The 24,284-nt window shown below is 71.7% G+C and carries 24 protein-coding genes and 1 pseudogene; 11 read left to right on the plus strand and 14 right to left on the minus strand.

Translation table 11 applies throughout. The features are described from left to right. Positions 1-63 precede the first annotated feature (63 nt). Together HUT19_RS35645 and HUT19_RS35650 are read left to right on the plus strand one after the other, a co-directional pair. Positions 64-801 carry an alpha/beta hydrolase gene (locus tag HUT19_RS35645; protein ID WP_176184594.1) on the plus strand — a complete coding sequence of 246 codons (738 nt, stop codon included), beginning with the start codon at positions 64-66 and terminating at the stop codon, positions 799-801. A gap of 145 nt (positions 802-946) precedes the next feature. After that, entirely contained in the window at positions 947-1,987 is a 1,041-nt protein-coding gene (locus HUT19_RS35650; protein ID WP_176184596.1) for a hypothetical protein, read from the plus strand. Between the two features lie 257 nt (positions 1,988-2,244). On the opposite strand, the gene HUT19_RS35655 is transcribed toward HUT19_RS35650, so the two are convergent. From HUT19_RS35655 to rpsN, 4 genes and pseudogenes are all read right to left on the minus strand, one after another. Next, the gene (locus HUT19_RS35655) at positions 2,245-3,399 is read right to left on the minus strand and encodes a GTP-binding protein (RefSeq protein ID WP_176184598.1); all 1,155 of its coding nucleotides are present in this window, start codon (positions 3,397-3,399) and stop codon (positions 2,245-2,247) included. Then, entirely contained in the window at positions 3,399-3,653 is a 255-nt protein-coding gene (locus HUT19_RS35660; RefSeq protein WP_176184600.1) for a type B 50S ribosomal protein L31, read from the minus strand. Before HUT19_RS35660 ends, HUT19_RS35655 begins: the two co-directional genes overlap by 1 nt. A 31-nt stretch (positions 3,654-3,684) precedes the next feature. Further along, positions 3,685-3,849, minus strand: coding sequence for a 50S ribosomal protein L33 (gene rpmG, locus HUT19_RS35665; protein WP_176184602.1), 165 nt, complete (start codon positions 3,847-3,849; stop codon positions 3,685-3,687). Between the two features lie 447 nt (positions 3,850-4,296). Next, positions 4,297-4,600: pseudogene (rpsN, locus tag HUT19_RS35670) on the minus strand (30S ribosomal protein S14). A 232-nt stretch (positions 4,601-4,832) separates the two neighbouring features. On the opposite strand from rpsN, the gene rpsR reads away from it, so the two are divergent. Beyond that, on the plus strand, positions 4,833-5,078 hold the full coding sequence (rpsR, locus tag HUT19_RS35675) for a 30S ribosomal protein S18 (protein ID WP_176184604.1): 246 nt from the start codon (positions 4,833-4,835) through the stop codon (positions 5,076-5,078). 156 nt (positions 5,079-5,234) lie between these two features. After that, positions 5,235-6,191 (plus strand): aldo/keto reductase, encoded by a 957-nt coding sequence (locus HUT19_RS35680; protein WP_176184606.1) that lies wholly within the window; start codon positions 5,235-5,237, stop codon positions 6,189-6,191. Here HUT19_RS35680 and HUT19_RS35685 read toward each other — a convergent pair. Genes HUT19_RS35685 through HUT19_RS35710 form a run of 6 tightly spaced genes read right to left on the minus strand, consistent with a single transcriptional unit; the run spans position 6,183 to position 11,464 of the window. Continuing rightward, a complete protein-coding gene (locus tag HUT19_RS35685; RefSeq protein WP_176184608.1) occupies positions 6,183-7,241 on the minus strand; it encodes a Gfo/Idh/MocA family protein in 1,059 nt (352 codons plus the stop codon). The two genes, HUT19_RS35680 and HUT19_RS35685, sit on opposite strands and share 9 nt — an antisense overlap. Beyond that, the gene (locus HUT19_RS35690) at positions 7,238-7,984 is read right to left on the minus strand and encodes an SDR family NAD(P)-dependent oxidoreductase (RefSeq protein WP_176184610.1); all 747 of its coding nucleotides are present in this window, start codon (positions 7,982-7,984) and stop codon (positions 7,238-7,240) included. Before HUT19_RS35690 ends, HUT19_RS35685 begins: the two co-directional genes overlap by 4 nt. After that, positions 7,984-8,904 carry an NAD(P)-dependent oxidoreductase gene (locus tag HUT19_RS35695; protein WP_176184612.1) on the minus strand — a complete coding sequence of 307 codons (921 nt, stop codon included), beginning with the start codon at positions 8,902-8,904 and terminating at the stop codon, positions 7,984-7,986. Before HUT19_RS35695 ends, HUT19_RS35690 begins: the two co-directional genes overlap by 1 nt. Next, positions 8,901-9,782: an NAD(P)-dependent oxidoreductase gene (locus HUT19_RS35700; RefSeq protein WP_176184614.1), complete on the minus strand. Its 882-nt coding sequence runs from the start codon at positions 9,780-9,782 to the stop codon at positions 8,901-8,903. The genes HUT19_RS35695 and HUT19_RS35700 overlap by 4 nt, the downstream gene beginning before the upstream one ends. A 29-nt stretch (positions 9,783-9,811) precedes the next feature. Next, on the minus strand, positions 9,812-10,420 hold the full coding sequence (locus HUT19_RS35705) for a hypothetical protein (protein ID WP_176184616.1): 609 nt from the start codon (positions 10,418-10,420) through the stop codon (positions 9,812-9,814). Positions 10,421-10,429: 9 nt separating this feature from the next. Beyond that, on the minus strand, positions 10,430-11,464 hold the full coding sequence (locus tag HUT19_RS35710; RefSeq protein ID WP_176184618.1) for a myo-inositol-1-phosphate synthase: 1,035 nt from the start codon (positions 11,462-11,464) through the stop codon (positions 10,430-10,432). A 420-nt stretch (positions 11,465-11,884) separates the two neighbouring features. On the opposite strand from HUT19_RS35710, the gene HUT19_RS35715 reads away from it, so the two are divergent. The 7 genes from HUT19_RS35715 (at position 11,885) to HUT19_RS35745 (ending at position 19,562) form a co-directional block, all read left to right on the plus strand. Next, positions 11,885-13,135 (plus strand): MFS transporter, encoded by a 1,251-nt coding sequence (locus HUT19_RS35715; RefSeq protein ID WP_176184620.1) that lies wholly within the window; start codon positions 11,885-11,887, stop codon positions 13,133-13,135. Between the two features lie 255 nt (positions 13,136-13,390). After that, positions 13,391-13,669: an acyl carrier protein gene (locus HUT19_RS35720; RefSeq protein WP_176184622.1), complete on the plus strand. Its 279-nt coding sequence runs from the start codon at positions 13,391-13,393 to the stop codon at positions 13,667-13,669. Beyond that, a complete protein-coding gene (locus tag HUT19_RS35725) occupies positions 13,666-15,021 on the plus strand; it encodes an AMP-binding protein (protein WP_176184624.1) in 1,356 nt (451 codons plus the stop codon). Before HUT19_RS35720 ends, HUT19_RS35725 begins: the two co-directional genes overlap by 4 nt. Beyond that, complete coding sequence (locus tag HUT19_RS35730; RefSeq protein WP_176184626.1) at positions 15,011-16,237, plus strand: MaoC family dehydratase N-terminal domain-containing protein; 1,227 nt, start codon at positions 15,011-15,013, stop codon at positions 16,235-16,237. Before HUT19_RS35725 ends, HUT19_RS35730 begins: the two co-directional genes overlap by 11 nt. Next, positions 16,237-17,562, plus strand: a complete 1,326-nt coding sequence (locus HUT19_RS35735; protein WP_176184628.1) for a hypothetical protein — start codon at positions 16,237-16,239, stop codon at positions 17,560-17,562. Before HUT19_RS35730 ends, HUT19_RS35735 begins: the two co-directional genes overlap by 1 nt. 5 nt (positions 17,563-17,567) lie before the next feature. Beyond that, positions 17,568-18,872 carry a DegT/DnrJ/EryC1/StrS aminotransferase family protein gene (locus HUT19_RS35740; RefSeq protein WP_176184630.1) on the plus strand — a complete coding sequence of 435 codons (1,305 nt, stop codon included), beginning with the start codon at positions 17,568-17,570 and terminating at the stop codon, positions 18,870-18,872. 21 nt (positions 18,873-18,893) lie between these two features. Continuing rightward, a complete protein-coding gene (locus tag HUT19_RS35745) occupies positions 18,894-19,562 on the plus strand; it encodes a TylF/MycF/NovP-related O-methyltransferase (RefSeq protein ID WP_176184632.1) in 669 nt (222 codons plus the stop codon). Here the strand turns inward: HUT19_RS35745 and HUT19_RS35750 are convergent. The 4 genes from HUT19_RS35750 to HUT19_RS35765 all read right to left on the minus strand — a co-directional run bounded on the left by HUT19_RS35750 (position 19,516) and on the right by HUT19_RS35765 (position 24,192). Then, the gene (locus HUT19_RS35750) at positions 19,516-20,472 is read right to left on the minus strand and encodes a hypothetical protein (protein WP_176184634.1); all 957 of its coding nucleotides are present in this window, start codon (positions 20,470-20,472) and stop codon (positions 19,516-19,518) included. The two genes, HUT19_RS35745 and HUT19_RS35750, sit on opposite strands and share 47 nt — an antisense overlap. Positions 20,473-20,475: 3 nt before the next feature. Next, entirely contained in the window at positions 20,476-21,528 is a 1,053-nt protein-coding gene (locus tag HUT19_RS35755) for a GNAT family N-acetyltransferase (protein WP_176184636.1), read from the minus strand. 306 nt (positions 21,529-21,834) lie between these two features. After that, positions 21,835-22,449, minus strand: a complete 615-nt coding sequence (locus HUT19_RS35760; RefSeq protein ID WP_176184638.1) for an MEDS domain-containing protein — start codon at positions 22,447-22,449, stop codon at positions 21,835-21,837. Positions 22,450-22,461: 12 nt separating this feature from the next. Continuing rightward, positions 22,462-24,192, minus strand: a complete 1,731-nt coding sequence (locus HUT19_RS35765; RefSeq protein ID WP_176184641.1) for a CdaR family transcriptional regulator — start codon at positions 24,190-24,192, stop codon at positions 22,462-22,464. Positions 24,193-24,284: the final 92 nt, after the last annotated feature.

A 24,284-nucleotide genomic window follows, 5' to 3' on the forward strand; every position in this document is an offset into this window, starting at 1 on the left:
GGGAGAGGTCCGGGGCAGGCTGGGATCCGGCGGGCCCCGGCGCCCGCCACCAGGAGGATCACGATGCGAGGACAACCACCGCGGCTCACAGACCCCGGCTCCCGACGGGATCCGTCACCGGACGGCTCCGCCCTGCGCGTCGTCACCGGCCCCGCGGGCGCCGACGCCGCCGTGCTGGTGCTGCACGGCGGCCGGGAGCACGGACGGCGGCCCGCCCGCCCCTGGCAGCCGGCGGCGGTCCGGATGCGCCCCTTCCTGCGGGCGGTGGACCGTGCCGTCCCGGACCGGCGGCTCTTCGTCGGCACCGTCCGTTACCGCTACCAGGGCTGGAACGGCACCCTCGCCGACCCCCTGCGGGACACCGAACGGGCGCTGGCCGAACTGGCCCGGCGCGCCGGTGAGGTACCGGTGGTGCTCATCGGACACTCCATGGGCGGGCGGGCCGCCCTGCGCGCCGCCGCCGACCCGCGGGTGGCGGGAGTGGTCGCACTGGCTCCGTGGTGTCCGGAAGGTGAGCCGGTGGCGCAGCTGCGCGGCGGCACCGTGGTCATCCTGCACGGCGACCGGGACCGTACGACCGATCCGGACGCCTCGCTCGACCTGGTCCGCCGCGCCCGTGTGGACGGGGCCCGCGCCGGGACCCTGCTCATCACCGGAGGCGACCACGCGATGCTGCGGCGCGGCGGTGTCTGGCACCGTACGGCGGGCGCCGCGGTGGCCGAGATCCTCGCCCCGGACGGCGCCACCGGGTCCGGCCTGATCGCGGACACTCTCGCCTCGGCCCTACCGGTCCGCATCTAGCCCGGGTGTCCGTCCCCCGCCCCGAGGGCGGGGGAGCGGCGCGCCACCCATGCGGTCCGTGCGGTGTACCGCTGTCGGTGCCGTATGACATCGTCTTCTCCATCAGCACGACACAGCACCACACAGCACGATGCGGGGAGTTCGGATGACGGGGGCCTTGGACGAGGCACGCTTGGTGGACCTGGCGCGGCGGCTCAAGGGGGCGGAGACCGGCGACTGGAGCGGTGCGGCACTCCGGCCGCTGGCCGAGGACCTCGACCAGCGGCGGAACGGCGCGGACGCGTCCGCATGGGCGGTGCGGCTGCGCTCGGTCGGCCGTTTCGAGCGGGACTTCGTTCCTGACGGCCAGGAATACGTCGGGCTGTATGTGCCCGTCGCGGTGCCGGAGGGCGGGGCGGCGGGGAAGGCGGCCGCGTTCCGCGATGCCGCACAGATCCTGACCAAGGAGTTCGGGCCCGCCCCCATCATGGGTGTCTACGGTGACCCCGGACCGTTCTACGACTCCGCCCCGCTCTGGGGCAGCCCGTTCCTGCGCTGGCGCGACCGCGAGGACACCCTGGAGCTGCACGCCGGTGAACACGGCCCGGAACTGCTGCTCCAGCCGACCGAACCGGTGGAGAACTGGTTCTGGCGGCAGGGCCACGGTGAGCACCACGCCATCGGCGGGTTCTTCGGCACCCGACAGGATCCGGCCAACGCGGGTCTCGGGTTCCCGGGCCGCTGGCGCACCGACGACTGGGACGTCTTCGCCGGCGCCCTGGGCGACTTCCTCACCACCCTCCCGGCCGAAACCACCGCCCTGGGCATTGAACTGGACCTGGGATTCCACGCGTTGGTGCCCGGCACCTACGGCCCGATCCTGTTCCATCTCAGCTGCGGTGAGCGGCTGGAGATCGTCTACGACACCGAGCCGCTCGGCGCCGACATCACCGATCCGGCGTCCTTCGGCTGGATCGCGCAGGCCACGCGTCCGGCGGCGCTGGACCACTGGCTCGAGTGCCCGTACCACTCGGGGGACTTCGGCATCGGCGAGGTGGACGGCCGTGCGCTGGGCCGGATGATCGTCGACACCCTGCGCGACCTGGGTGTCGAATCCCCGAAGCAGCTGAGTCTGTCGGACCATGCGCAGCGGGTCGGGGAGTACCGCGTCGACTACTACGGGCTCACCCTCCAGGAGAACCCCTAGGCCCTGTCCTGCCGATCTTCGCGGGGCCGCGACGCCTGGCACCGCACCTCGCCGCGTTGTCGGGATCATCCGAGTACGCCCGGTACGAGGACGACCCTCCGCCTTGCGATCCACGGCACCAGACGCCGCGGCCTGATCCACGAAGATCGACAGGACAGGACCTAGCCACGGCGCCGCGTCCGCACCGGCGGGCTGGTCACCGCGCCACGGTGACCACCTCCTCCGCCGGTACGGACGCGTACGGCGCATACGAGCCGTCAGACGACGGGATCGAGCAGCTCGTCGAACGCATGCGACAGGTGGCGCCACGCCTGCCGCCCCGCGGCGTACTCCTGGTCGGTGAGCAGACACGACTCGAGCAGCCGGACCAGTCCGTCGCGGTCCAGGCCGGGCGAGACGAACACCAGGTGCTGGCAGCGGTCCCCGTGTTCGGCGTGCCAGTCCAGTGCGGCGGCGGCCCGCCGCACCGGCGGAACCATCTCCCAGGCCGCGTCGGGGAGGGCGGCCAGCCACGGGCCCGCCCCCTCCACACACAGGGCTCCCCCGGCCGCGTCCCAGGCGAGCAGGGTGTCCGGCCGGTCGGCCAGGTAGAAGCGGCCCCGGCTGCGGGCGGCCGCACATGTCAGATCCTCCAGCGCCTGGTGCAGACGGCCGGGGTGGAACGGGCGGCGGTGGCGCCACACCACCGTGCTGACACCCGCCTCGTCGGCCTCCTGGGGCAGCAGCGCACAGGCCGGATGCTGGGCAGCGGCGGCCGCCGCCACATCGAATCCCGCGAACGCGGCACGCCCCAACTCGCCCGAGCTGACGGACAGCTGACGTGCGGTGGGGTGCAGTTGCCGGAGCAGGGAGCGGTCCTCGTCGTCCGCGTCCTCGCTGTCGACGAGTGCCAGCACGGCGGCGTACTCCAGTTGCCGGGCGAAGGTGTCGCCGACGGTGCGCTGATCGGTGGCCGCCGCGGCGAGACCCGCCTCGGTCAGATCGTCGCCGTTGGCCAGACAGGGCAGCACCAGCGCGGGATCGACGGCGGTCAGCACATTGCTGACGGCGAGCGAATCCCCGCCGTGTGCGGCGACCACCTCCGCCATGGCCCGGGGCTCGACGGAATCCCACAACTCCACGACGGCGAGCCGGACCAGACCTCCGTCGGCCAGTCGCTCCAGCTCGGGGACAAGATCTTCCCGCAGCGCACAGCAGGCGCAGTCGTTGACGAGCGGCGTCTCCCCGTGGGACAGCTCGCCGGACGCGTCGCGAACAACGCGCCGGACCGTGCCGTCGGCGGCCGTGGCCAGATCGTGGTGGAGCGCGACGCTGCCGGGGACGGTGTGCAGCAGGTGGTCCACAACGGTCCGGCGGGCGTCGCGGTGCAGCCCCGCGACGATCACCACGGGCAGAGCGGTCTTCCCCGGCATCACTTCGCCCCGCGCAGGCCGTAGCGGCGCTCGAACCGCTCGACGCGTCCCGCGGTGTCCATCACCCGTGCCGTTCCGGTGTAGAAGGGATGGCTCGCGGAGGAGATCTCGACGTCGACGACGGGGTAGGTGTTTCCGTCCTCCCATTCGACGGTGTGCTCGCTCGTCATGGTGGAGCGGGTGAGGAAGGCGTAGTCGGCGGCCCGGTCCCGGAAGACGACGGGACCGTAGGCGGGGTGGATGCCGGGTTTCATGGCGGATCCCTTCAGTGCGGCGGGGAGTTGGTCAGCGTTCTTCGCGGAAGTCGACATGGCGGCCGATGACCGGGTCGTACTTGCGCAGCGTCAGGCGGGCGGGGTCGTTTCTGCGGTTCTTGCGGGTGACGTAGGTGTAGCCGGTGCCCGCGGTGGAGCGCAGCTTGATCACCGGCCGGAGTTCATCGCGTGCCATGCCCTCATTATATGGCAGTGGTTTTCATTATCGATAAGCGGAGGTGCACCGGTCCCGATGTCGCTCTCCGACTTCAGCTCCCGTGCGGTCTGGGATGCCCGCGGCGCCCTGTGGGGCCGCACCGTCCGCCTCACCGGGTTCGTCACCCGGGACACCACGGCACCTGGTACGTCAGCCGTCTCGCCCTCGGCTGCCGCGCCGCCGACGCGAGGTGCGCGAGGTGCGGGTGCGCGGGGCCGCGGCGCCGCGCGGCGACTCCTGGGTGACCGTGACCGGCACCTGGCGTCCCGCCGGGAGGGCCGGTGCGCACGCCGCGAGCCCGGCCCTGGACGCCACGGCCGTCAGACGCGTTCCCGAGTCCAAGGACCGTGCAACGGTGTGGTGGCCACGCGGACGGGGGGCTGAGGCCGGCTCCCCGCCCGGACATCCGGTGCCGCCGGGAGCGGGCTACCGGCTGATCTTGGTCGCGCCGGGGAGTTCACCCGCGTGTGCCATCTCGCGCATCCGGACACGGGACAGGCCGAACGCGCGCAGATGCCGCGGGGTCGCCCGTCGACGGTGTCACGGTGGTGCACACGGGTGGCGCCGGCGTCGCGCGGCCGGCGGCGCAGCTCCCGCTGAGCGGTCACGCGCTCCTCGTCGGAGGTGCGCGGCCGGCGATGAGCGCCTTCAGTTCCGCGCGGCGCTTCGCGTAACGGGTGACGATCAGCCGCCGCTGCTCATTCTTGGCGATCTTGCTCTTCTTCGCCATCAGGCCTTCCCTCCCCGCGAGCGGGTCCGGGTCACGGCGGCCTCGGCGGGCCGCGGCGGTGCGCATGGGAGAGGTGGTGGCCGGAGCCGGGTCGGCGGCCGGTGAGTTGGCAGTGCGCGGACATGGCCCTGTTCCTCGTAGGGGGTCGGTGCGGCGGCGCCGCAGCAGCTACATGAAAATGAAAACCAATGCTATGTATCCTGTGGTGGGCCTCTACGGGAAGGACCCGCTCATGACCCGCCGCACCAGCACCGCCACCCGCCGTGGCGCCAAGCGTCCCCGCGTCAATCCGCTGGACGCCGCCGGTATCACCTACGTCGACTACAAGAACACCGATCTGCTGCGGAAGTTCATCTCCGACCGCGGCAAGATCCGCAGCCGTCGGGTGACCCATGTGACCCGTCAGCAGCAGCGGCAGATCGCCCGTGCCATCAAGAACGCCCGGGAGATGGCCCTGCTCCCGTACGGCTCCCGTTAGCGGTTACGGCTCGCGCCGGCGGGTACGGCTTCCGTTCGCGGGCGCGGTCACGCGGGGGCGGCGGTCTCGCCACGGCGACCGTGCGCTTCCTACACTGGTCTTCAGCTCGACCGCGGGGCTGTTGTCGGGGCGCGCCACGTCGAAGGGGCCGAGAGCATGCGTGCGTTGGGGTTCGGGGCGGCGACCATCGGCAATCTCTACCGGGCGATCACCGACGACACGGCGCGCGGCGCCGTCGACGCCGCCTGGGACGCCGGCGTGCGCTCCTTCGACACCGCACCGCACTACGGGCTGGGGCTGTCCGAACGGAGGCTGGGCGCCGCCCTCGCGGACCGGCCGCGGGACGCCTTCGTGCTGTCCACCAAGGTGGGCCGGTGGCTGGAGCCCTCCGGCCGGGGCGGCACCGACCTGGAGATCGGCGGGTACGACGTGCCCGCGGATCTGCGCCGGGTGTGGGACTTCAGCGCCGACGGGGTGAAGCGCTCGCTGGAGGCGTCGTTGCACCGGCTGGGTACGGACCGGGTGGACACCGTCTATCTGCACGACCCGGACGACCACTGGGCCGAAGCGGTCGGTACGGCCTATCCGGCCCTGGCCGACCTGCGGGCCCAGGGTGTGGTCGGCAGGATCGGGGTGGGCATGAACCAGTGGGAGATGCCCGCCGCCTTCGTCCGGGAGACCGATATTGACGAGGTCATGCTGGCGGGCCGCTACACCCTGCTTGAACAGCCCGCCCTCGGCGGGCTGTTGACGCTGTGCGCCGAGCGCGGAGTGTCCGTGGTGGCCGCCGCGGTGTTCAACACCGGGCTGCTGTCCCGCCCCGAGGTCGCCGACGACGCCCGCTACAACTTCACCCGGGCGCCCCAGGAGCGGATCGCCCGCGCCCGTGAGATCGCCGCCGTGTGCGCCCGCCACGGTGTGGCGCTGCCGCAGGCGGCGATCCAGTTCCCGCTTGCCCACCCCGCGGTGTCCTCGGTGGTCATCGGATGCCGCACGGCCGAGCAGGTCAACGACGCCGTCACCTGGATGGACACCCCGATCCCCGGGGAGCTCTGGGACGATCTGCGCGCCGAGGGCCTGCTCGGCCCGGAGGTGCCGGTGCCGTCACACTGACACCATCACACCCCCTTCGCGGACGGAGCGGTACGCCGCCTCCGCCAGCCGTACCGCGTAGGCGGCGTCCTCGGCGGTGACGGCGGGGGAACGCCCGGAGCGGACCGCGCGTACGAAGTCGGCCGCGCCGCGGTGCATCGACGCCGTACGCCAGCCACGGGGATCGGTGGACACCCCGGGCAGAACGGACCCGAAGTCGGACGCGTCACGGTAGAAGGTCGCCACCGGGTCGGTCAGCTGGTCGCACACCACCGATCCGGCCTCGCCGTAGATCTCGAACCGTTCGCCCCACGGCACTTCGAGGTTCAGCGCGATCTCGACGGAGAAGTGTCCACCGCCCGCGAACCGGCCGGTGACCACCGCGCCGTCCTCCACCGTGGACTTTGGAACACCGTGGTCCACCGACCAGTGGCGGGTGGTCGCCTGGAGGGAGACCACCGGCTCGAACATCCACCGCAGTACGTAGAAGACGTGCGTCGCGGCGTCGAGGATGGCGGCGAAGCCGAAGTCCTGGTGCTTCCACGACTCGTCCGGATCGGCCAGTTCGGACACGGCGGAGCCGGAGATGAACGCCCGCACCAGCCGGACACCGCCGATCCGGCCGGTGTCCAGCAGCTCCTTGACCCGCAGATAGCTCTCCACGAAACGGCTGTTCTCCGACACCGACAGCACCACCCCGCGCGCCCGGGCGGCGTCGATCAGCTCCCGGCACTGCGCTTCCGACACCGCCAGCGGCTTCTCGACCGTCACGTGTTTGCCTGCCGCCACGGCCGCCGCCACCACCGGATGGTGCAGCAGATGGGGGAGGAGGATCACCGCACAGTCCACACCGGGGTGTGCCAGCAGGTCCGTGTGATCGGTGAACCCGGGCACGCCCAGCCCGGTGGAGACCGCGTCCGCCTTCCTCCTGTCGATGTCGCACACCGCCACCACCTGTGCTTCGCCCGGCAGTGCGAGATAGCCCTCCAGATGCGCGGGACTGACCCGCCCCAGCCCGATGACACCGACGCCGAGCGGCCCCGATGTGCCCGCGTGGCCCTCCGGGTTCACTTCGCCACCCACCCCGAGTCGACCAGCAGGTCGGTGCCGGTGATGAAGGACGCCTGACGGCTCGCCAGGAAGGCGATGGCATGCGCCACTTCCTCCGGACGGGCCCAGCGTCCCAGCGCCTGTTCACCCTCGCGCTCGGCCTTCACGCGCTCGAAGGGCTGCCCCAGCCGACGGGCCTCGATACCGATGTCCTCGCGCAGCATCGCGGTGTCGACCGAGCCCGGCGAGACGGTGTTGACGCGGATGCCCAGGGGCGCCAGTTCCCAGGCCAGCCCCCGTGACATCGACAGCACCGCCCCCTTGCTGGCGGCGTAGACGGCGTGCTGGGTCTGGCCGATGTGCCCGGAGATCGACGCCACATTGACGATGACGCCGCCGTCCCGCATCAGCGGTACGGCATACCGGCACGCCAGGATCGTCCCGCCGAGGTTCACATCGAGGGTCCGGCGGTAGTCGGCCCAGGTGGTGTCGAGGAAGGGCTTCACCAGCACCGTACCGGCGACGTTCACCAGCACATCGATCCGGTCCAGCCCGTCGAAGGCCCGGGCCACGGCCGCTTCGTCGCTGACATCGGCGATCCGGTGCTCGAACCGCTCGGGGTGCTTCGCCACCACCGGTGACGGCTCGGCCGGGGGCAGCACATCCACCCCGACCACGGTGCCGCCCTCCTCCAGCAGCCGGTCGGCGGTGGCCGCGCCGATACCCCGGGCCGCGCCCGTCACCACGGCCGTTCGCGCGCTCATCACGCCTCCTCCGTCCGCGGTGCGGGCCACTCGACCCCGGCCGCCCCGGCGACCAGGGGGGTGATCCGGGTGTAGTCGTCGTCCGCGTGTCCGTCGTCGGCGAGCACCTGCCACAGATCGCGCGCGCGGGTGAGCATCGCCGGATTCATCCCGCGCCGCCCCGCGAGATCCAGCGCCACTTGGGCGTCCTTGGCGTACTGGCCGACGGTGAACCGGGCGGTGTACCGGCCCTCCAGGGCGAATCCGGGGATCTGCGCGGTGGTGGCGAACGAGGTGCCACTTCCGGCGTTGACCACCTCGAGCAGCACCTCCACATCGAGCCCCTCGGCCAGACCGAGCGCAAGACCCTCCGAGGCGGCGGCCAGATTGGCGGCGGCCAGCAGGTTGTTGATGGTCTTGGCGATATCGCCGTCGCCCGGGCGCTCCGAGACATGGATGATCCGCTTGCCGAACACCTCCAGGACCGGCCGGGCCCGTTCCAGCAGGGGCGCGGGTCCGGCGGCCATCACCGTCAGCACGCCTCGCTCCGCGCCCGCGACCCCGCCCGCCACCGGGACGTCCAGCAGTGCCAGACCGCGCCTCTCCGCGTCCGCCGCCAGCGCGCGGGTGACCTCGGGATGCGAGGAGCTCATCTCCAGCCAGCACGCGTCCGGTTCCATCGCGGCGAGGATCTCCGGTGCCACCGACGCCACGACCGTGGCGTCGGGCAGGACGGTGATGACCGTGGCCGCCCCGCGCACCGCCGCCGCGCAGCTGTCCCCGGTGCGTACGCCCATCGCGTCCGCGTGTGCCGTCGCCGCGGCCGACACATCGAATCCGCTGACCTGGTACCCGGCGTCGACCAGCCGCCCGGCGACGGCGGCACCGAGACGGCCCAGCCCGACGACGGCCAGCCACTCGTCCGGGGCCCGCCCGCTCATGACTCGCTCCGGGTGGCCAGATAGGTGGCGGCGTAGTCCGCGTCGCCGTGGCCGAGCCCGATGGCCCGGTCGAACTGCCGGACCACCGCCTCCACCACCGGTACCGGCAGTCCGGCGTCAGCGGCGGCGTCCAGCACCAGCCGCAGGTCCTTGCGGGCCAGCCGCAGGGTGAAGTCCGGCGGGAACTCCTCCCGGTCCATCGCCGAACCCTTCAGCCGCACATACGGGAGGCTGACGCCGCCTTGTTCGATGGTGGCGAAGAAGGTCTCCGCGTCGAACCCCATCGCCTTGGCGAAAGCCACCGACTCGGCCAGCACCTCCACCAGCGACAGCAGCCAGGTGTTCACCACCAGCTTCAGCCGGGTGCCGGTGCCCGCCGCGCCCAGCCAGAGGGTGCGCTTGCCGATCGCCTCGAACACCGGGCGGCACACCTCCCGCGCCTCGTCCGGGCCGGAGGCCAGCAGCACCAACTGCCCGTTCTCCGCCGGGGTACGGGTGCCGAGCACGGGGGAGTCCACGAACGCCACCCCGGCGGTGCGGGCCGCCCCGGCCCAGCCCTCGGTGTCCTGGATGCCGACGGTGCTGGACTGCACCCAGACGGCGCCCGGTGTCATCGCCTCCAGACCGCCGTGGTCGCGCATCACCGAGGACACGGCGGTGGTGTCCGACAGCATGGTCAGTACGAGATCGGCGTCCGCCACCGCCTCCGCCACCGAGGCGCACACCCGGAGCCCGGCATCCGCCAGGGGTTTGGTGCGTTCTGCCGTTCTGTTCCAGACGGTGACCTCGACACCGGTCGCCGCCACGTTGCGGGCCATCGGAGCCCCCAGTGTGCCGGTGCCGAGCACCGCCACCCGGGTGGCCGGGGCTGCCGCCATGGGTTTCGCCTCGCTTCCGTCCGTCGGGTTCACCGCTTCGGCGCCTTGCTGATCAGCTCCAGGAGGGCGGGCTCGAACCGCTCGGGATCCGCCCGGTAGAGCGCGTTGATGTCCTCGGCCACCGGTTCGAGGTCGAGCACCTTGACCGCCCCGTGGAAACCGCAGACGGCCAGCCGCCGCACGACCCGGTCGACGAAGTCGCCGACACCGTCGGGGTAGGTGTCCGGGTCGTCCCACTCGGCGACGATCACCGCGGTCGACGCCGGTGCCAGATGGCCGGCGTCCAGACAGTCGACCTGCTCGGCGCCGGGAAAGCCCGCCGCGGCGAACCCCCGGTACCACAGCGTCCAGCAGGTGGACTCGCCCTCCGTGAGCAGCACCAAGTCACGTCGTCGCGCGAACTCCCGGCTCTCCGGGCGCCAGTACGCGGTGACCGGCCGGTCACTCTCCTCGAACGTCGACCCGGTCAGCCCGGTGACCTGCCAGCGGTGGCGGGCCCGGCCCGGGTGGCCGTCGGGGGTGAGGTAGTCGATGTGGACACCGCCGCCGGGGATGTCCCGCAGCCCGTACCCGGTCAGGACCTCGACGGGGATGTGCTTGAGGACGGACAGCTCAGCCACGCTGGTGAGATCGGCCATGACGCCGCCTCAGCCGTCGTTCTCGGCCGACAGCTCCGTGAGTGCCTCCCGCGCGTGACGGCTCTGGAGCAGTGGATCCTCCACCAGGGTCGGCGACTTCAGCAGCGAGGTGGCCGCCACCGGGAAGCCGCCCTCACCGCGCCGCCTGGCCACCGCCGCGATCCGCACCAGGTCGATGATCACGCCCGCCGCGTTGCTGGAGTCCTGCACCTGGAGGGTGACATCCAGCTTGACCGGCATATCGGCCCAGCCGCGCGCCTCCACCGACATATGCGCCACCTTGCGGTCGCCCAGGTGGGAGACGAACCCGGCGGACGGGATGACCGTCACCGCGTCGGTCCGCCTCACCTTCTGCCGCAGCGCCCGGTGCTTGGACGCCTGCTTGCTCTCGCTGTGGGTGCGCAGATTCTCGAAGTCGGCGTTGCCGCCCATGTTGACCTGGTACGAGCCGCTGAGCGTGAGGCCGCGCTCCTCCAGCAGGGCCAGCAGCGAGCCGTGCACGATCGAGCTGCCGAAGTGGCTCTGGAGATCGTCGCCGACCAGCGGGACGCCCTTCGCCTCCGCCTCGGCTCGCAGTTCGGGCAGCCCCGCCATCGGATCGGGGGTGCAGTTGACCACCGCGACACCGGCCCCGAGCGCCGCGCGGCCGTAGGCCCGCGCCAGCTCCGGCAGTCCCGTGGGCAGTGAGTAGAGCAGGACCTCGGCCTCCTGCTCCCGCAGGATCTTGGCAACCTGGTCGATCCGCGCCTCGTCGTCCGGATCGGCGATCCCCGGCGCGACCTCCGGATCCTCCGTCAGGGGCAGGGATTCCAGCACCGGGTAGTTGTTGGGCTCGGCGAAGAGGGCATCCGACAGCGGCCTGCCCCTCTTGTTGTCCGCGAGATCGAAGGCGGCCACCACCTCGATGTCCGTCACCCGCACCCCGCCGAGCACGGGATGGGTGACCCCGGGAAGGGGCCCGTCCGCACCGGACCGGCGGTAGAACCCGATGCCCTGGACTAACGCGGAGATGTTGTTGCCGACACCAGCGACCGCCAGTTTCATGACTGTGCTCCTTCTGCTGGACCGATGGGGATGATCGGGGGGCGGCCGAGGAGATTCCGGGAACAAGAAAATGTCTTCACCCCGCGCCGAGGAGATAACGGGGCCGGCTGGGAAACAAATACGGAAGGGTCAATTCCGCTGCATCACGGCACGCCTCGGTAAAGGAAGGTCGAAGCTCATACAAGACAGAGAACGATTGAGGACCGGAAAATGCGCGGACGCGCCAACCCCCGCGTTGTTCGCGGTCGACCGCCCTCCAGGAAACCCGATCCACCACGGGCCGTGCAAGACCCCGATCCTGAATCACCCCCGCCCCCCTCCGGTGCGGCGGCTACGCTTCCTCCGCGTGGACAGCCCCCTACAGCGAGTGATACACGTCGTGCCCATGTATGCCCCTGCACGCCGGAACGGAGCCCGCCCGTGAGCGCCGGGACCAAGGCCGCCAGGACGCTGCGGAGCAGGCCCGCGATCACCTACATGTCGGGCGAGTTCCTGTCCCAGAGCGGGACCTATCTGTCGGTGACGGCCCAGGCGTGGGTTGTCCTCGAGGCAGGTCACCAGCCGCTGGCGCTCGGTGTGCTGATGGCCGCCCGCTACGCGCCCGCCGCCTTGCTCGGCCCCGCCATAGGCAAGTACGTCGACAGCCGCGATCCGCGCCGGCTGGTGCTCCTGGCCAACTACGCCCAGTCCCTGCTCGCCCTCGCCGTGATGGCCCTGGCGTTCACCCCCGGGTCGCTGCTGTTCGTCCCCTTCGTCATCGCCGGATCCGCCAGTCAGGTCTTCGCGATGCTCGAACACGCCGGGCGGATGGCCTATGTCGCGGCGATCGTCCCGGACGAGGCCCGCGCCCGGTTCGCGGGAGCCACCAGCTCGGCGAGCACTCTGGGCCGGATCGTGGGACCGGCGTTCGCCAGTGTGATCCTGACCTTCGGCCCGTCCGGGCTGTGCTTCGCGGTGGACGCGCTGACCTTCGTCCTCGCCGCGCTGCTGCTGCCCAGGCCGCGTTACGAGGTGCGGATCGCCGGACCCAGCCCGCTGCGCGAGGGGTTCCGGTACATCTGGTCGCTCCCCGCCGTCCGGGATCTGCTCATCATCTTCTCGCTGGTCAGCCTGGTGTCGTTCAATGTCGCCACCATGGTCCCGCTGGTGGTCCGGGAGGACTACCACAACGACCCGTGGGTGCTGGCCGCGTTCAACATCGCCTTCGGGATCGGCTCGTTCCTCGGCGGCGCGGTACGGGCCTGGCTGCGCACCAGCGCCGCCACCTCCGCCTTCCTCGGCCTGCTGCTGTTCGGCTCGGCGTTCGTGGCGCTCGGGCTGACGCCCTCTCTGGCCGTGGTGCCTGCCCTGCTGTTCGCGGGCGGATTCGGCAGGCTGATGTTCACCGCGTCCTCCGAGGCGGTCCTCGCCGTCGGCGTCAGCCAGGAGCGCCGCGGGCTGGTCGGCAGCCTCTACGCGGTGGCGTTCACCGGGACCACCCCGCTCGGCGCCATCCTGGTGACCTCGCTGTCGGGGAACGTGGGCACCAGCCCGACCCTGGTGATGTGCGGGCTCGCGGCCATCGCGGGCGGGGCCGCGTACGCGGTGTCGCTGGCCGTCCACCGCCGCCGCGGCGGTACGGCCACCGCGGACGAACCGGCCTCCCGGCGCGCCGAAACGGAGCCGCGATAGCCACCCGGAACCCGCGCTGGTTCCCCGGGACTTCGGCCCTTGACTCCCGTGCGGGGCCGTGTCTACGCTCAAATGGAAAGAGCTTGCGTCGGGGGCTCGATTTCTGAGCCTTTATCAGGCATCCGGCGAATTCGGGAAAATCGGCGACAGATATCCGGTACGGGAGCGACTGTGACCGGATATTGCTCTTTTCCGCCTGTCCGCGCCCCTCGGTCCGCGCGCCCCGAACGTCGAGAACGAACAGGAGGGTTCGGCATGCCTTCGCGTGACCGGGTGGTCCCGGTGCCCGACTCCGATTTCGACCGGCGGCTCGCGGAGGCGTTCCGGGAGGGACTGGACCTTCCGGCGGACACCGATGTGACGGCCCTCGCCTTCGAGCAGCACGAACACTGGGATTCCCTGGGCCATATCTCCCTCGTCGCCGCCCTGGAGGAGAGCTTCGGCGTACGGCTCGACGAGGACGACGTCCAGGAGATCACCACCTACGCCGCCGCAGCGGAACGGCTCCGGACGCGCCACCCCGCCGACTCGTGAGGCAGGCGATCCTCGGCTGGCTGGACGACCCGCCGCCGACCCCCGCCCTCGTGGACGCCGACGCGGACCGGAGCTGGAGCTACGCCCAACTCGCCGACCGGGTACGGCACCGGGCCACCGCCCTGGCCACCGGGCGGAAGGCGCTTGCGGTCTGTCTGGCCCGCCCCGACATCGACAGCGTCACCGGATATCTCGCCGCCCTCGCCGCCGACCATGCCGTGCTCTTACTCGACGGCACCGCCGACCCCGCCGCCGTCGACGCCATCATCCGCGCCTACCGGCCGGAGTTCGTGCTCGACGGCGACCGCACCGTGCCTCTCGAGGGCGCGGCCGACCCGGTCCACCGGGACCTGGCAGTCCTGCTGTGCACCTCCGGCAGCACCGGCAGCCCCAAGTTCGTCCGCCTCAGCACCGGCAACCTCGACACCAACGCCGCCCAGATCGTGTCCTTCCTCGGTATCGGCCCTCATGAACGCGCCGTCCAGAGCCTGCCGCTGCACTACTCCTACGGACTGTCGGTGCTCAACTCCCATCTGCTGGCCGGGGCTTCGGTGCTCCTGACCCGGTCCAGCCTGGTGCGCAAGGGCTTCTGGGACACCCTGCGGCACACCGGTTGCACCTCCTTCGCCGGGGTCCCCTCCGCGTACACCATCCTCGAGCGCACCGGATTCGAGCGCCGCGATCTGCCGGCGCTGACCACCCTCACCCAGGCGGGCGGCCGGATGGCACCCGAGACCGTGCTGCGCTTCGCCCGGACCATGCGGGACCGGGGCGGACGGCTGGTGGTGATGTACGGGCAGACCGAGGCCACCGCCCGGATCGCCTATCTGCCGCCGGACCGCGCCCTGGACAAGCCCGACCGCATCGGTGGCCCGGTGCCCGGCGGCGCCCTCTCGCTCGCCGACGACGGAGAACTGATCTACACCGGGCCCAATGTGATGCTCGGCTACGCCCGCGGCCGCGCCGATCTGGCCCGCGGCGACGACATGGGCGGCCGACTGCCCACCGGTGACCTCGCCCGGGTGGACGACGAGGGGCTGTTCACCATCGTCGGACGCAAACGCCGGGTGGCCAAGCTCTGCGGACAGCGCATCAACCTCGACGAACTCGAGTCGCTGCTCGCCGTCCACGCCACGGTGGCCACCCTGGAACTGGACGAGAAGCTGGTCATCGCCCGCGCCCCCGGCGCCGGTGCGGCCACCGCGGGCGACCTGGCCCGGATCGTCCGCGAGCGCATCCGCATCCCCACCCGGTTCATCCGGGTCCGGGACGTCGAGAGCATCCCGAGGACCACGTCCGGCAAGACGGACTACGCCCACCTGGAGGACGAGCTGAGCGCCGATGACGCATGACACCCAGACCCAGCCCGCCGCCGCGCCGGTGGCGGACACGGCCATCGAGGAACTGGTCCTCGCGGGCACACGGATCGTCGGCCATCTGGCACCGGATGTCGAGGCCGGTGTCGGCGTGGCGAGCTGGATCAACGTCAGCCGGTTCGTCGAGGCCACCGGCGACGAGAACCCCCTCTACACCGATGTGCAGTACGGCGCGGGCTCGGTGCACCACACCATGCTCGCCCCACCAGCGTTCGTGCTCGCGGTACGGATGCCCGACTCCTCCGGCGGGCTGGACCTCGACCGGTACGGGCTGCTCGACACCGTCCGCACCCTCCGGCTGACCTGGGACGACACCATCCGCCTCGGTGACCCGCTGACCGGCCGCGTCGAGATCGGCGCACTGGCCCGCCACCACGACGAGCGGGGCCGCCCGTTCGTCCGCGTCACCTCGGCCGCCGACTACCTGCGCCACGGGGTCCCGCTCGCCCGGGGCGCCTGCGAGGTCGACCTCACCCCGCACGACCGCGACCGCCCCACCCGGCCCGTCCACCACTACGACAACGCCGAGGTGGAGCGGATGGTGCGGGAACTGGACACCGAGGAACCACCGCGCGGCGGACGGCCCCGGTTCTGGAGCGACACCGCCGTCGGCGACACCGGGCCCACCCTCCTCAAAGGGCCTTTGTCACTGGCCGAGTTGATGGTGTGGGTGTTCGCCGAAGGCCGTCCGGTGCGTGCCGGCAACCTCCACCACGAGCGGCTGGCGGGTCTCCCGGGACGGCAGATCACCAACCCGGTCACCGGCTGGCCCGCCTGGGACCGCACCGACGCCTGGCTGGACTCCGCGGCCGCGCACACCGCCGGACTGCCCGCGCCCGCGGCCCGCGGCGGACTGCTGTTCTCCCTCGCCGGGCAGTACGTGACCCACTGGATGGGCGACGACGCGTTCCTGCGGCGGCTCGAGGCCGGGATCCTCCGGCCCCTGCTGTACGGCGACGCCCTGCGGCTCACCGGCACCGTCACCGACCGCTACCCCGCCACCGACGAGGCCGGCCACCGCCATCACGTGGTGACCCTGCGGGTCACCGGGGTCAACCAGCGGCACGAGACCGTCCTGGACTGCGCGGCCACCGTGTTCCTCCCCGACCGGGGCAGGATGGTGACGCTGCCCGTGGTCGGCGGACTGGCACCCCTCGGCGGACCGGCACCCGAACACCCCGGGGGCGAGTGATGCAGACCTTCGACGAGGCAGTCACCGAGTTCATCGAGCGCAGCCGCGAACTGCTCGGCCGGGAGAGCCCCGAGGACCGTCCGCCACCGCACCCGGCGCCCCTCGACCGCGACGCCGTCCCGGTGCCCAGCGCCCTGATCCTCGACCACGAGCTGATCCGCCGCTACGCCGGCACCATCGGGGACGACAACCCGCTGTACACCGACCCCGGCTACGGGGAGCGGTCCTGGCTCGGCAGTCAGATCGCCCCGGGCACCGTCCTGGTCCACGTCCGCTACCCCGGTGACCACGGCGCACAGCGGGCAGAAGGCTACCCGGTGGCCAACTTCCTGTCCGGAGTGGCCTGGGAGTTCTACGACGTGCTGCGTCCCGGGATGCGTTTCACCTCCTCGAAGATCCCCCGGGAGATGACCATCGGCCGGGCCCGCCAGGCCCGGGTGATCTCCCACCACTCGGAGACCTTCTACTGGGACAACAGCCAGGAGCTGGTGGCCAAGGCCTACGGACGGCTGATCCACCTGCCGGTGGAGGAGATGGGCGGCACCCGGGTGATGCCCGTCGAACGCCTGGGCAAGCGGATGTTCTACGACCACGAACCCCACCGCTACGGCCCCGAGGAGACCGAGGAGATCGTCACCGCGCTGCGGCGGCAGTCGCGGCGCGGCGCCCGGCCCCTGTGGTGGGAGGACGTCACCGAGGGCGAGCGACTGCCCCGGATCGTGCAGCCGCCGTACAGCATCCGCGACGAACTGACCTACCAGTCGCTGCACCACGGACTCAACGCCGCCTTCGACCGCACCCGGCTGGTGCGCGCCTTCCGCCCCGCCTTCCAGCGGTGCCGGCTCAACCCCGACTTCGCCAGAACCCATCCACTCACCGGCTGGCCCTACACCGCCTACGACGAACACGAGGACCGCCACCTCTCCGCCTACCGCTGCGAGCCGCTGCCGTTCGACTTCGGCATCCAGCGCGCGCAGATCCCGCTCCGGCTGCTCACCGACTGGGCGGGTGACACCGGCTTCGTCCACCGGATGTACACCTCCATGCGCAAACCCGTGTTCTACGGCGACACCGTGTTCTTCTCGGGCAAGGTGCTGCGCACCTACCGCGCCGAACGCACCGACAACACCGGCCGCACCGCCACCTACCCGGCGGTGGCCATCGAGATCGTGGGTACCAACCAGCGCGGCGAGGTGCACTGCCTCGGATACGCCACCGTCTTCCTGCCCTCCCGGACCTCCGGCGAGCCGGTGCTGCCCGTCCCGCACCCGGAGCGGCCCGGGTACGAACCGTTCGACGTCCACCGCCGAGCCGATTGGTACTGACGCCCATGGCCACCCTCGCCATCGCGGGCGGTGTCCCGCTCATCGAACCGCACCGGCACCGCCCCTGGCCCGACATCACCGACGAGGACCGCCGCGCGGTGGACCGGGTGCTCCGGCGCGGTATCACCGCGGGGCCGCACGCACCGGAGCTGAAGGCGCTGGAGGAGGAGTACGCCGCATACGTGGGCGTCCGCCACTGCGTGGCCACCAACGCGGGCACCTCCTCGCTGCACGCCGCCCTGGCCGCGGTCGGCGTCCGGCCCGGCGGCCAGGTCATCGTGCCCGCCTACACCTTCGTGGCCTCCGCGCTGGCCGCCGTCCACCAGGGCGCCGAGGTGGTCTTCTGCGATGTCGACCGCCGCTCCTTCAACCTCGATCCCACCCGGCTGGAAGCGCTGATCACCGACCGCACCCAGGCCGTCATGGCCGTGCACATCCACGGTGAACCCGCCGACCTCGACCCCATCCTCGCCATCGCCCGGCGGCACGGTGTCCCGGTGGTGGAGGACAACTCCCAGGCCCATGGCATCCGTTACAAGGGCCGGGTCACCGGCTCCTTCGGCCAGGCGTCCGGCGCCAGCATCAACCAGTCCAAGAACCTCTCCGGCGGCGAGGGCGGCCTGTTCACCACCGACCGCGAGGACCACGCCCGCACCGCCCGGCGGATGGTGCTCTACGGCGAGGACGTAACTGCGGACGCGGCCCGCCCGTACTGGTCGCACGGCGTGGGCTGGAACTACCGCGGCCAGGAGATGGTGTGCGCCCTCGCCCGCAGCCAGCTGCGCCGCCTGGAGGAGTACAACGCGCGCGCCCAGGCCAACGCCGAACGGCTCACCGCGGGGCTCGCCGGACTCAAGGGTCTCCAGCCGCCCCGGCACAGTCCCAACGGCGGCTGCTCGTACTGGAAATACGCGCTCCGGGTGTGCCCGGAGGAGCTCGGCTTCGACGGCGACCCCCGCGATCTGCGCGACCGCGTGCTGTACGCGCTGCGCGGCGAAGGCGTCGAGGCCGGCATCTGGCAGCCGCAGCCGGTCCCCGCGCAACCGGTGTTCCGCCGCGCCATCCAGGTGTGGCACCCCCGCACCGACGCGGTCCCGCTGCGCCCCTGGGACCGGTCGGAGTACCCGGTGGCGTCCGAGCTGTGCGATGTCACCCTGAGCCTGGGAACGGTGCGGCACCCGCTCTACGTCCAGGACGCGGAGCTGATGGACGGCTACATCAGCGCCGTGGACAAGGTGATGGCGAACCTGGACACGGTGCTGACGGCATCCGCCGAGTACTCCCCGCGCCCGACCGACACCCCCTGCTGAGCCCCTTCCCCCGGAGGTCCGGTGAACGTCACGGAAACCATCGAGTTCCTGCGCAGCAACGCACTCACCTTCTCCGCCCGCCCCGGGAAGCTGGAGGTGGTGCACACCATGGCCAGCCGGGTGGAGGCCGCCGGGGTCCCGGGCATCTTCCTGGAGGCCGGGGTGGCCATGGGCGGATCGGCGATCGTGATCGCCCGGACCAAGGCGCGGGACCGGCCGCTGCGGCTCTACGACGTGTTCGCCATGATGCCCCCGCCGGGCGACCGGGACGACGAGAAGTCGCACGCGGACCACACGGCGCTGCTGGAGGGGGTGGTCGGGCGCGAGGCGGACCGGATCTACCTCGAGCACAGCGGCGATCTGCTGGCGTTCACCCGGGAGAACATGCGCCGGGTGGGCATCGACCCCGACGAGGCGGGCATCGGCTTCGTCAAGGGTCTGTACGAGGACACCCTGAGGGTCGACGAGCCGGTGGCCTTCGCCCACATCGACTGCGACTGGTACGACTCGGTGCGGCTGTGCGTCGAGCGGATCGCGGACCGGATCAGCCCCGGCGGCATCGTGCTCTTCGACGACTACGTGGTCTACGACGGCTGCCGCCGGGCGGTGCACGAATGGCTCGGCCGGGACGACCGGTTCCGGGTCATCCACGCCGACCGGACACTGGCCGTCCAGCGGACAGCCGGATGACCCGGACCCCGGCCATCAGATCGGTGCGATACGGGCCCAGATCGAGGTCGGGCGCGGAGGTGTAGAAGTGGCCCCAGCCGCCGAGCCAGCCGGGGGAGTCCGGATAGCCCAGGATCATTCCGGGGTCCTCCAGGCCCCCGAGGTGGAGCACCCGGTCCGCCTCGACCCCGCCCGCGTTCCCCAGGTCCTGCGAGGGCATCGGGGCGAAGCCCATCCGCCGCTTGAAGCTGAACAGCCCGGCCTTGGCGATATGGCCGTAGACATTCGGCTCGGTGCCCAGGCTCGTGGCGGTGAACCCCCGCTCCCGGCTGGCGCGCACGGCCTCCAGATAGACCGCCCGGGACAGCCCGGTGTCCCGGAACCGCCCGGCCACCGCGGCGTACCGGATCTTGGTGTACGGCGCGCCCGGGGCGGCCACCACCAGACAGCCGCCGAGCAGCTCCGCCCCCGCACAGGCCCACACCGCGAAGAAGGGCCCGCCGAGGATGGCCTCGCGCTGACCGCCGGCGTAGGGAACGCCGTGACGCATCGTGCCGATGTGGTGGTGGTAGATGTGCAGAAAGGCATCCAGCGCGGTGGCCTCGACGGGCTCCTGGACCACGAACCGCACCCCGTCCTCGGCCGCGATCCGGCGGGCGCGGCGGACGCTCCACCGCTCGCCCTTCGGCAGCCGGGCGAGGAACTCCTCGTCGCTGTCCCGGGTTTCGGTGATCCAGCTGATCTTCGCCGGTTTGGGTACGAAGCCACGGGCGCGCAGTGCGGACCAGGCGTCGCGCGGGGGTTCGGCGACCCGCAGCACATCGGCGTTCCCGCCGCCGTTCTGGACGCCCTCCGTGTGGCCCGCGCCGTCCAGCGCCTCGTCGAGCGTCAGCCACCGTACGGTCAGCCCGTCCTCGTCGCGTGTCTCCACCGGTCACCCCCGGCCGCGGTGGGTGTGGGCCCGCGCGATCCGGTCGAACCGCCGGTGCTGTATCCGGTCGGCCACCTCCAGATCGGCGGCCAGCCCCGCGTCGCCGGCGGTGCGCACATAGGCCAGAAGGTGCCGGGGTGCACACCCCCGGCTGCATTTTGTCTCGTAGGAGCCCATCGAGTACGAGATCGAGGAAATCCCCTCGCTGATGGCCACCTGGATCGGATGGTAAAAGAGGAGGTTGAAATAGAGATAGATGTCCGATCCCGCGGAATAGTCGAATCCGGGGAACCGGGCCCACCATACCGGTCCGTCCTCGATGAAGGTCACGAACCCCAGTGCGCGTCCCTGTCGCCGGGCGACGAAGACCGTCATCGCGTCACCGACATGTTCACGCAGTTCCCGGTAATCGGCGACGGTGGCCTCCAGATCGGCCTTTCTGCCGTATTTCCGGCGCCATTGGAGCTCCAGGCCCGCCAATTCCGGGCCGAGCGCCTCGGCGCCGTGCCGCTCGACGGTCACCCCCGCTTCGGCGAACCCCCGCACCTCCCGCTGGATCGACCACCGGCGCTTTGCGCTGAAGCCGCGCAGATATCCGTCGAAGCTGTCCCAGGTGATCGGAAGGTGGCAGTCCGCCCCCACCGACACCCGGGTGTACCCCCGCTCCCGCAGCACGGTGTCCACGGTGGCGTCGGCGTCCTCGATGAAGTAGACCCAGCAGACCAACTCCGCCGAAGCGGCTTCGGCCTGCCGCTCCAACGCGTCCGTGGCGAGGCCGAGGGCGTCCGCGCGCTCCCGTGGGGACAGCGTCCCGGCGTAACTGACGCCCCCCATCCGCCCCGGTGAGCCGCTCACCACGGAAGGGCGGGACTCCAGAGTCCTGAGCCGTCCGCGCAGCCGTGCCAGCGCCGCCGCGCCGCCGGGCTCGGCCGCGACGTCCTCCTCCGGGATGTCGTCCATGACCAGAAAGCGCGCCGGGTCATAACCCGGATGGGAGTCGCTGTCGGTGAGAAAGGCGGGCGCCCCCAGAACCGCTTCACCATCCGGTCCCGCCACCCCGATGAACCGCGGCTTCCCGTGAATGGTCGCGCTTCGGGCCCGTAACCAGTCGAAACTGAGATAGGCCGAGGGATGGGACAGACTCTCCCACCACTCCCGGGAGATTTCCGAGGGATCGGAATACGCATGGACGGTGAGTGCGGAAAGCGTGCCCTGGTCGGAATCGCGGCCAGATGAGTACACCAAGTCTCCCCAATCTGCGACGATCAAACCCACCGTACCGCACGGCACGGCATTCCGTTGACCCTCCGTCAATACCGGATCGGCAATCCCTTCAGAAGGATCTTGAGGGGTGAAACGGGGTCAGCCGACGAGGTGGTAGGGGTTCTCCACCAGCCTGCCGCCGACCCAGATCTTCGCGTGGGCCTTGACCAGCGGGACGATCAGGTCGCCGCCGAACACCTCCAGGTCGTACATGCAGACGCCCACCTGGGGATACGACCCCAGCCAGGGCGCCACCCGCATCTCGTACCGGATCAGTCCGCGGATGAAGGCGGGCCGGAGCAGTGGTCCGGCCCAGCTCATATCGGCGGTCAGCCGGGCCATATCGCCGTCGTGGCCGTGGAACATCTCCGCCGACCAGTCGGCCATCCGGCGCAGCATCCGGTCGCCGTCGAAGGCCCCGTCCTCCAGATAGCCGTCCTGCGGCACCTTGATCTGGAGGCGGCCGGACGGACCGTCGCCGGAGGGCGTCTCGTGTGCGGCCAGCGTCTCGCGGAACGAGGTGGCGTCGTCCGGCGCGGCCAGCAGCAGACAGATGTGCCCGGCCCGCAATCCGTCGGCGAGGAACGGGCGGACCAGCTCGTCCCGTTCGGTGGGCCCCCGGTAGAGCGCGCACAGATGGTCGCCCGGAGCCACGGGTATCCCGTCCCAGGAGACCGCGGTCTCCTGGCCGGCTGCCGCTGTGTGCTGAGCCATCGAACCCTCCGATCAGGACGCTCCGTCCAGGACCTTCCACACCCGGGTGGCGACGTGCAGGTTCAGTCGGCTGTCGACGTTCGCGAGATCGCTGCCGCTGACGTCGCGGATGCGCCGCAGCCGGTAGCGCAGGGTGCTGCGGTGGATCCCGAGGGCGGCGGCCGTGGCGTCGTAGTTGCCGCCGCACTCGAAGTACTGGGAGAGGGTCTGTGTCAGATCCGTGTGGTGCGCCGCGTCGTAGTCCAGCAGGGGGCCCAGCCACACCCGGACGAACCGCTGGATCTCCCGGTGGTCGCTGCCCGGACCGAGCAGCCGGTACAGACCCAGGTCGTCGAAGGTGGTGGTGCCGTGGGGGACGCGGGACCGCCGGCGCACCTCCAGGGCGCGCAGAGCCTCCCGGTACGCGCGCGGTATCCCGCCCGGGGTGTCACAGCGGGCGCTGACACCGATCGCGCCGTTGGGGGAGCCCAGTTCGCGGACGACCGCCTGGTACAGCGCGTCCCCCCGCGGTGGCCCCTGGCACACCAGCACGGCCATGCCCGGCCGTCTCGCCAGCAGCGACCGGCCCCGCAACCCCGCGGCCGCCCGGCCGACCGCCTGGAGGAACGCGTCGTCGGCCGCCCGGTCCGCCCACTGCGCCACGGCGAGGTGGTGCGCACCGCGCAGATCGTGGCCGACCGCGGCGGCCCGGGCGTAGGCGCTCTCGTCGTCGGTACCGGTGATCAGGTCGTCCACCAGCTCTCGGCGCAGCCGCAGCTCGACCTCGGCGAGGCTGCGCACATGGGCCAGCTCCACGGCGAGTACGGCGCACGCGTGGTCGAGGACGAAGACGTCCTCGTCACCGGCGCTTACGTCCGGGTCGATCAGGGCCATGGCGCCGAGCACCTCACCGCGGTGGGTAACCGCGGCGACCAGCCGCCTGCCCGCCCGGACCGGATGCGCCCGGCGGGCCGCCTCCTGGAGAAGCTCCTCGTGCCGGGTCGCGTCGGGTTTCGGATAGCGCGTGGGGCGGCCGGGTCCGGCCCAGGCCCGGAGGTTGCCGAAACGGTCCTCGACGGCGACGGGGCGGCCGGTGAGGCGGTGCACGGCGGTGGCGATGCCCGCCACCCCGCCACCGGCGGCCGCGGTCTCGGCGAGCACCTCATGGACGCTGCGCTGATGCTCCAGGGTGGAGACGGCGGTGGCCAGCCGGGTGTTCACAGCCGCCCGGTCCTCGTTCAGCTGCCGCAGTTCCCGGGCATGATCGCGGTCCAGCCGCCGTGCGGTGGCGATCGCCAGCGCCGCCGCGGTCTGCTGCGCCAGGACACGGATCAGGAAGACATCGCCGTCGGCCGGGGGCGCGGGGGCGCTCACCACCAGATAGCCGCCGGCGCCGTCCCGGGTGTGGTGCAGGGCGACCGCCCAGCCCCACTCCCGGCCCGGCACCCGGACCGGCCCGTCCTGGCCGCGCAGCCGGTGCAGCTGATCGGCGAGTCCGTCCACACCGTCCGCGGCGCCATCGGCGGACCGGTCGCCGTCGGCGGACGGATACAGGGGAGCCTCACCGAGGACGGCGACACCCGCCTCGGCCCGGCAGGGGCCGAGTGCTCCCACGGAGGTCATCGCCAGCCGCAGGATGTCCGCCTCGTCCTCCCGCGCATTCATGATCATCGAGAGCACGGACAGGCTGTACAGATTGGCCACGTGCTCCCGGCCCCAGGTGTCCGGGCGGGAAGGAGCGCCCTCGCCCGGCGTGGCGGTCATGGTGGAGGTCCCAGCGCTTCGCGTCGAGAAACCGTCTCTCGATCCTTCATCCAGGCTACCCACCCGGCGGTGTTTCCGGGCGTCCGGCGGCC

This window comes from Streptomyces sp. NA02950 (genome assembly GCF_013364155.1).
Lineage (GTDB): Bacteria > Actinomycetota > Actinomycetes > Streptomycetales > Streptomycetaceae > Streptomyces.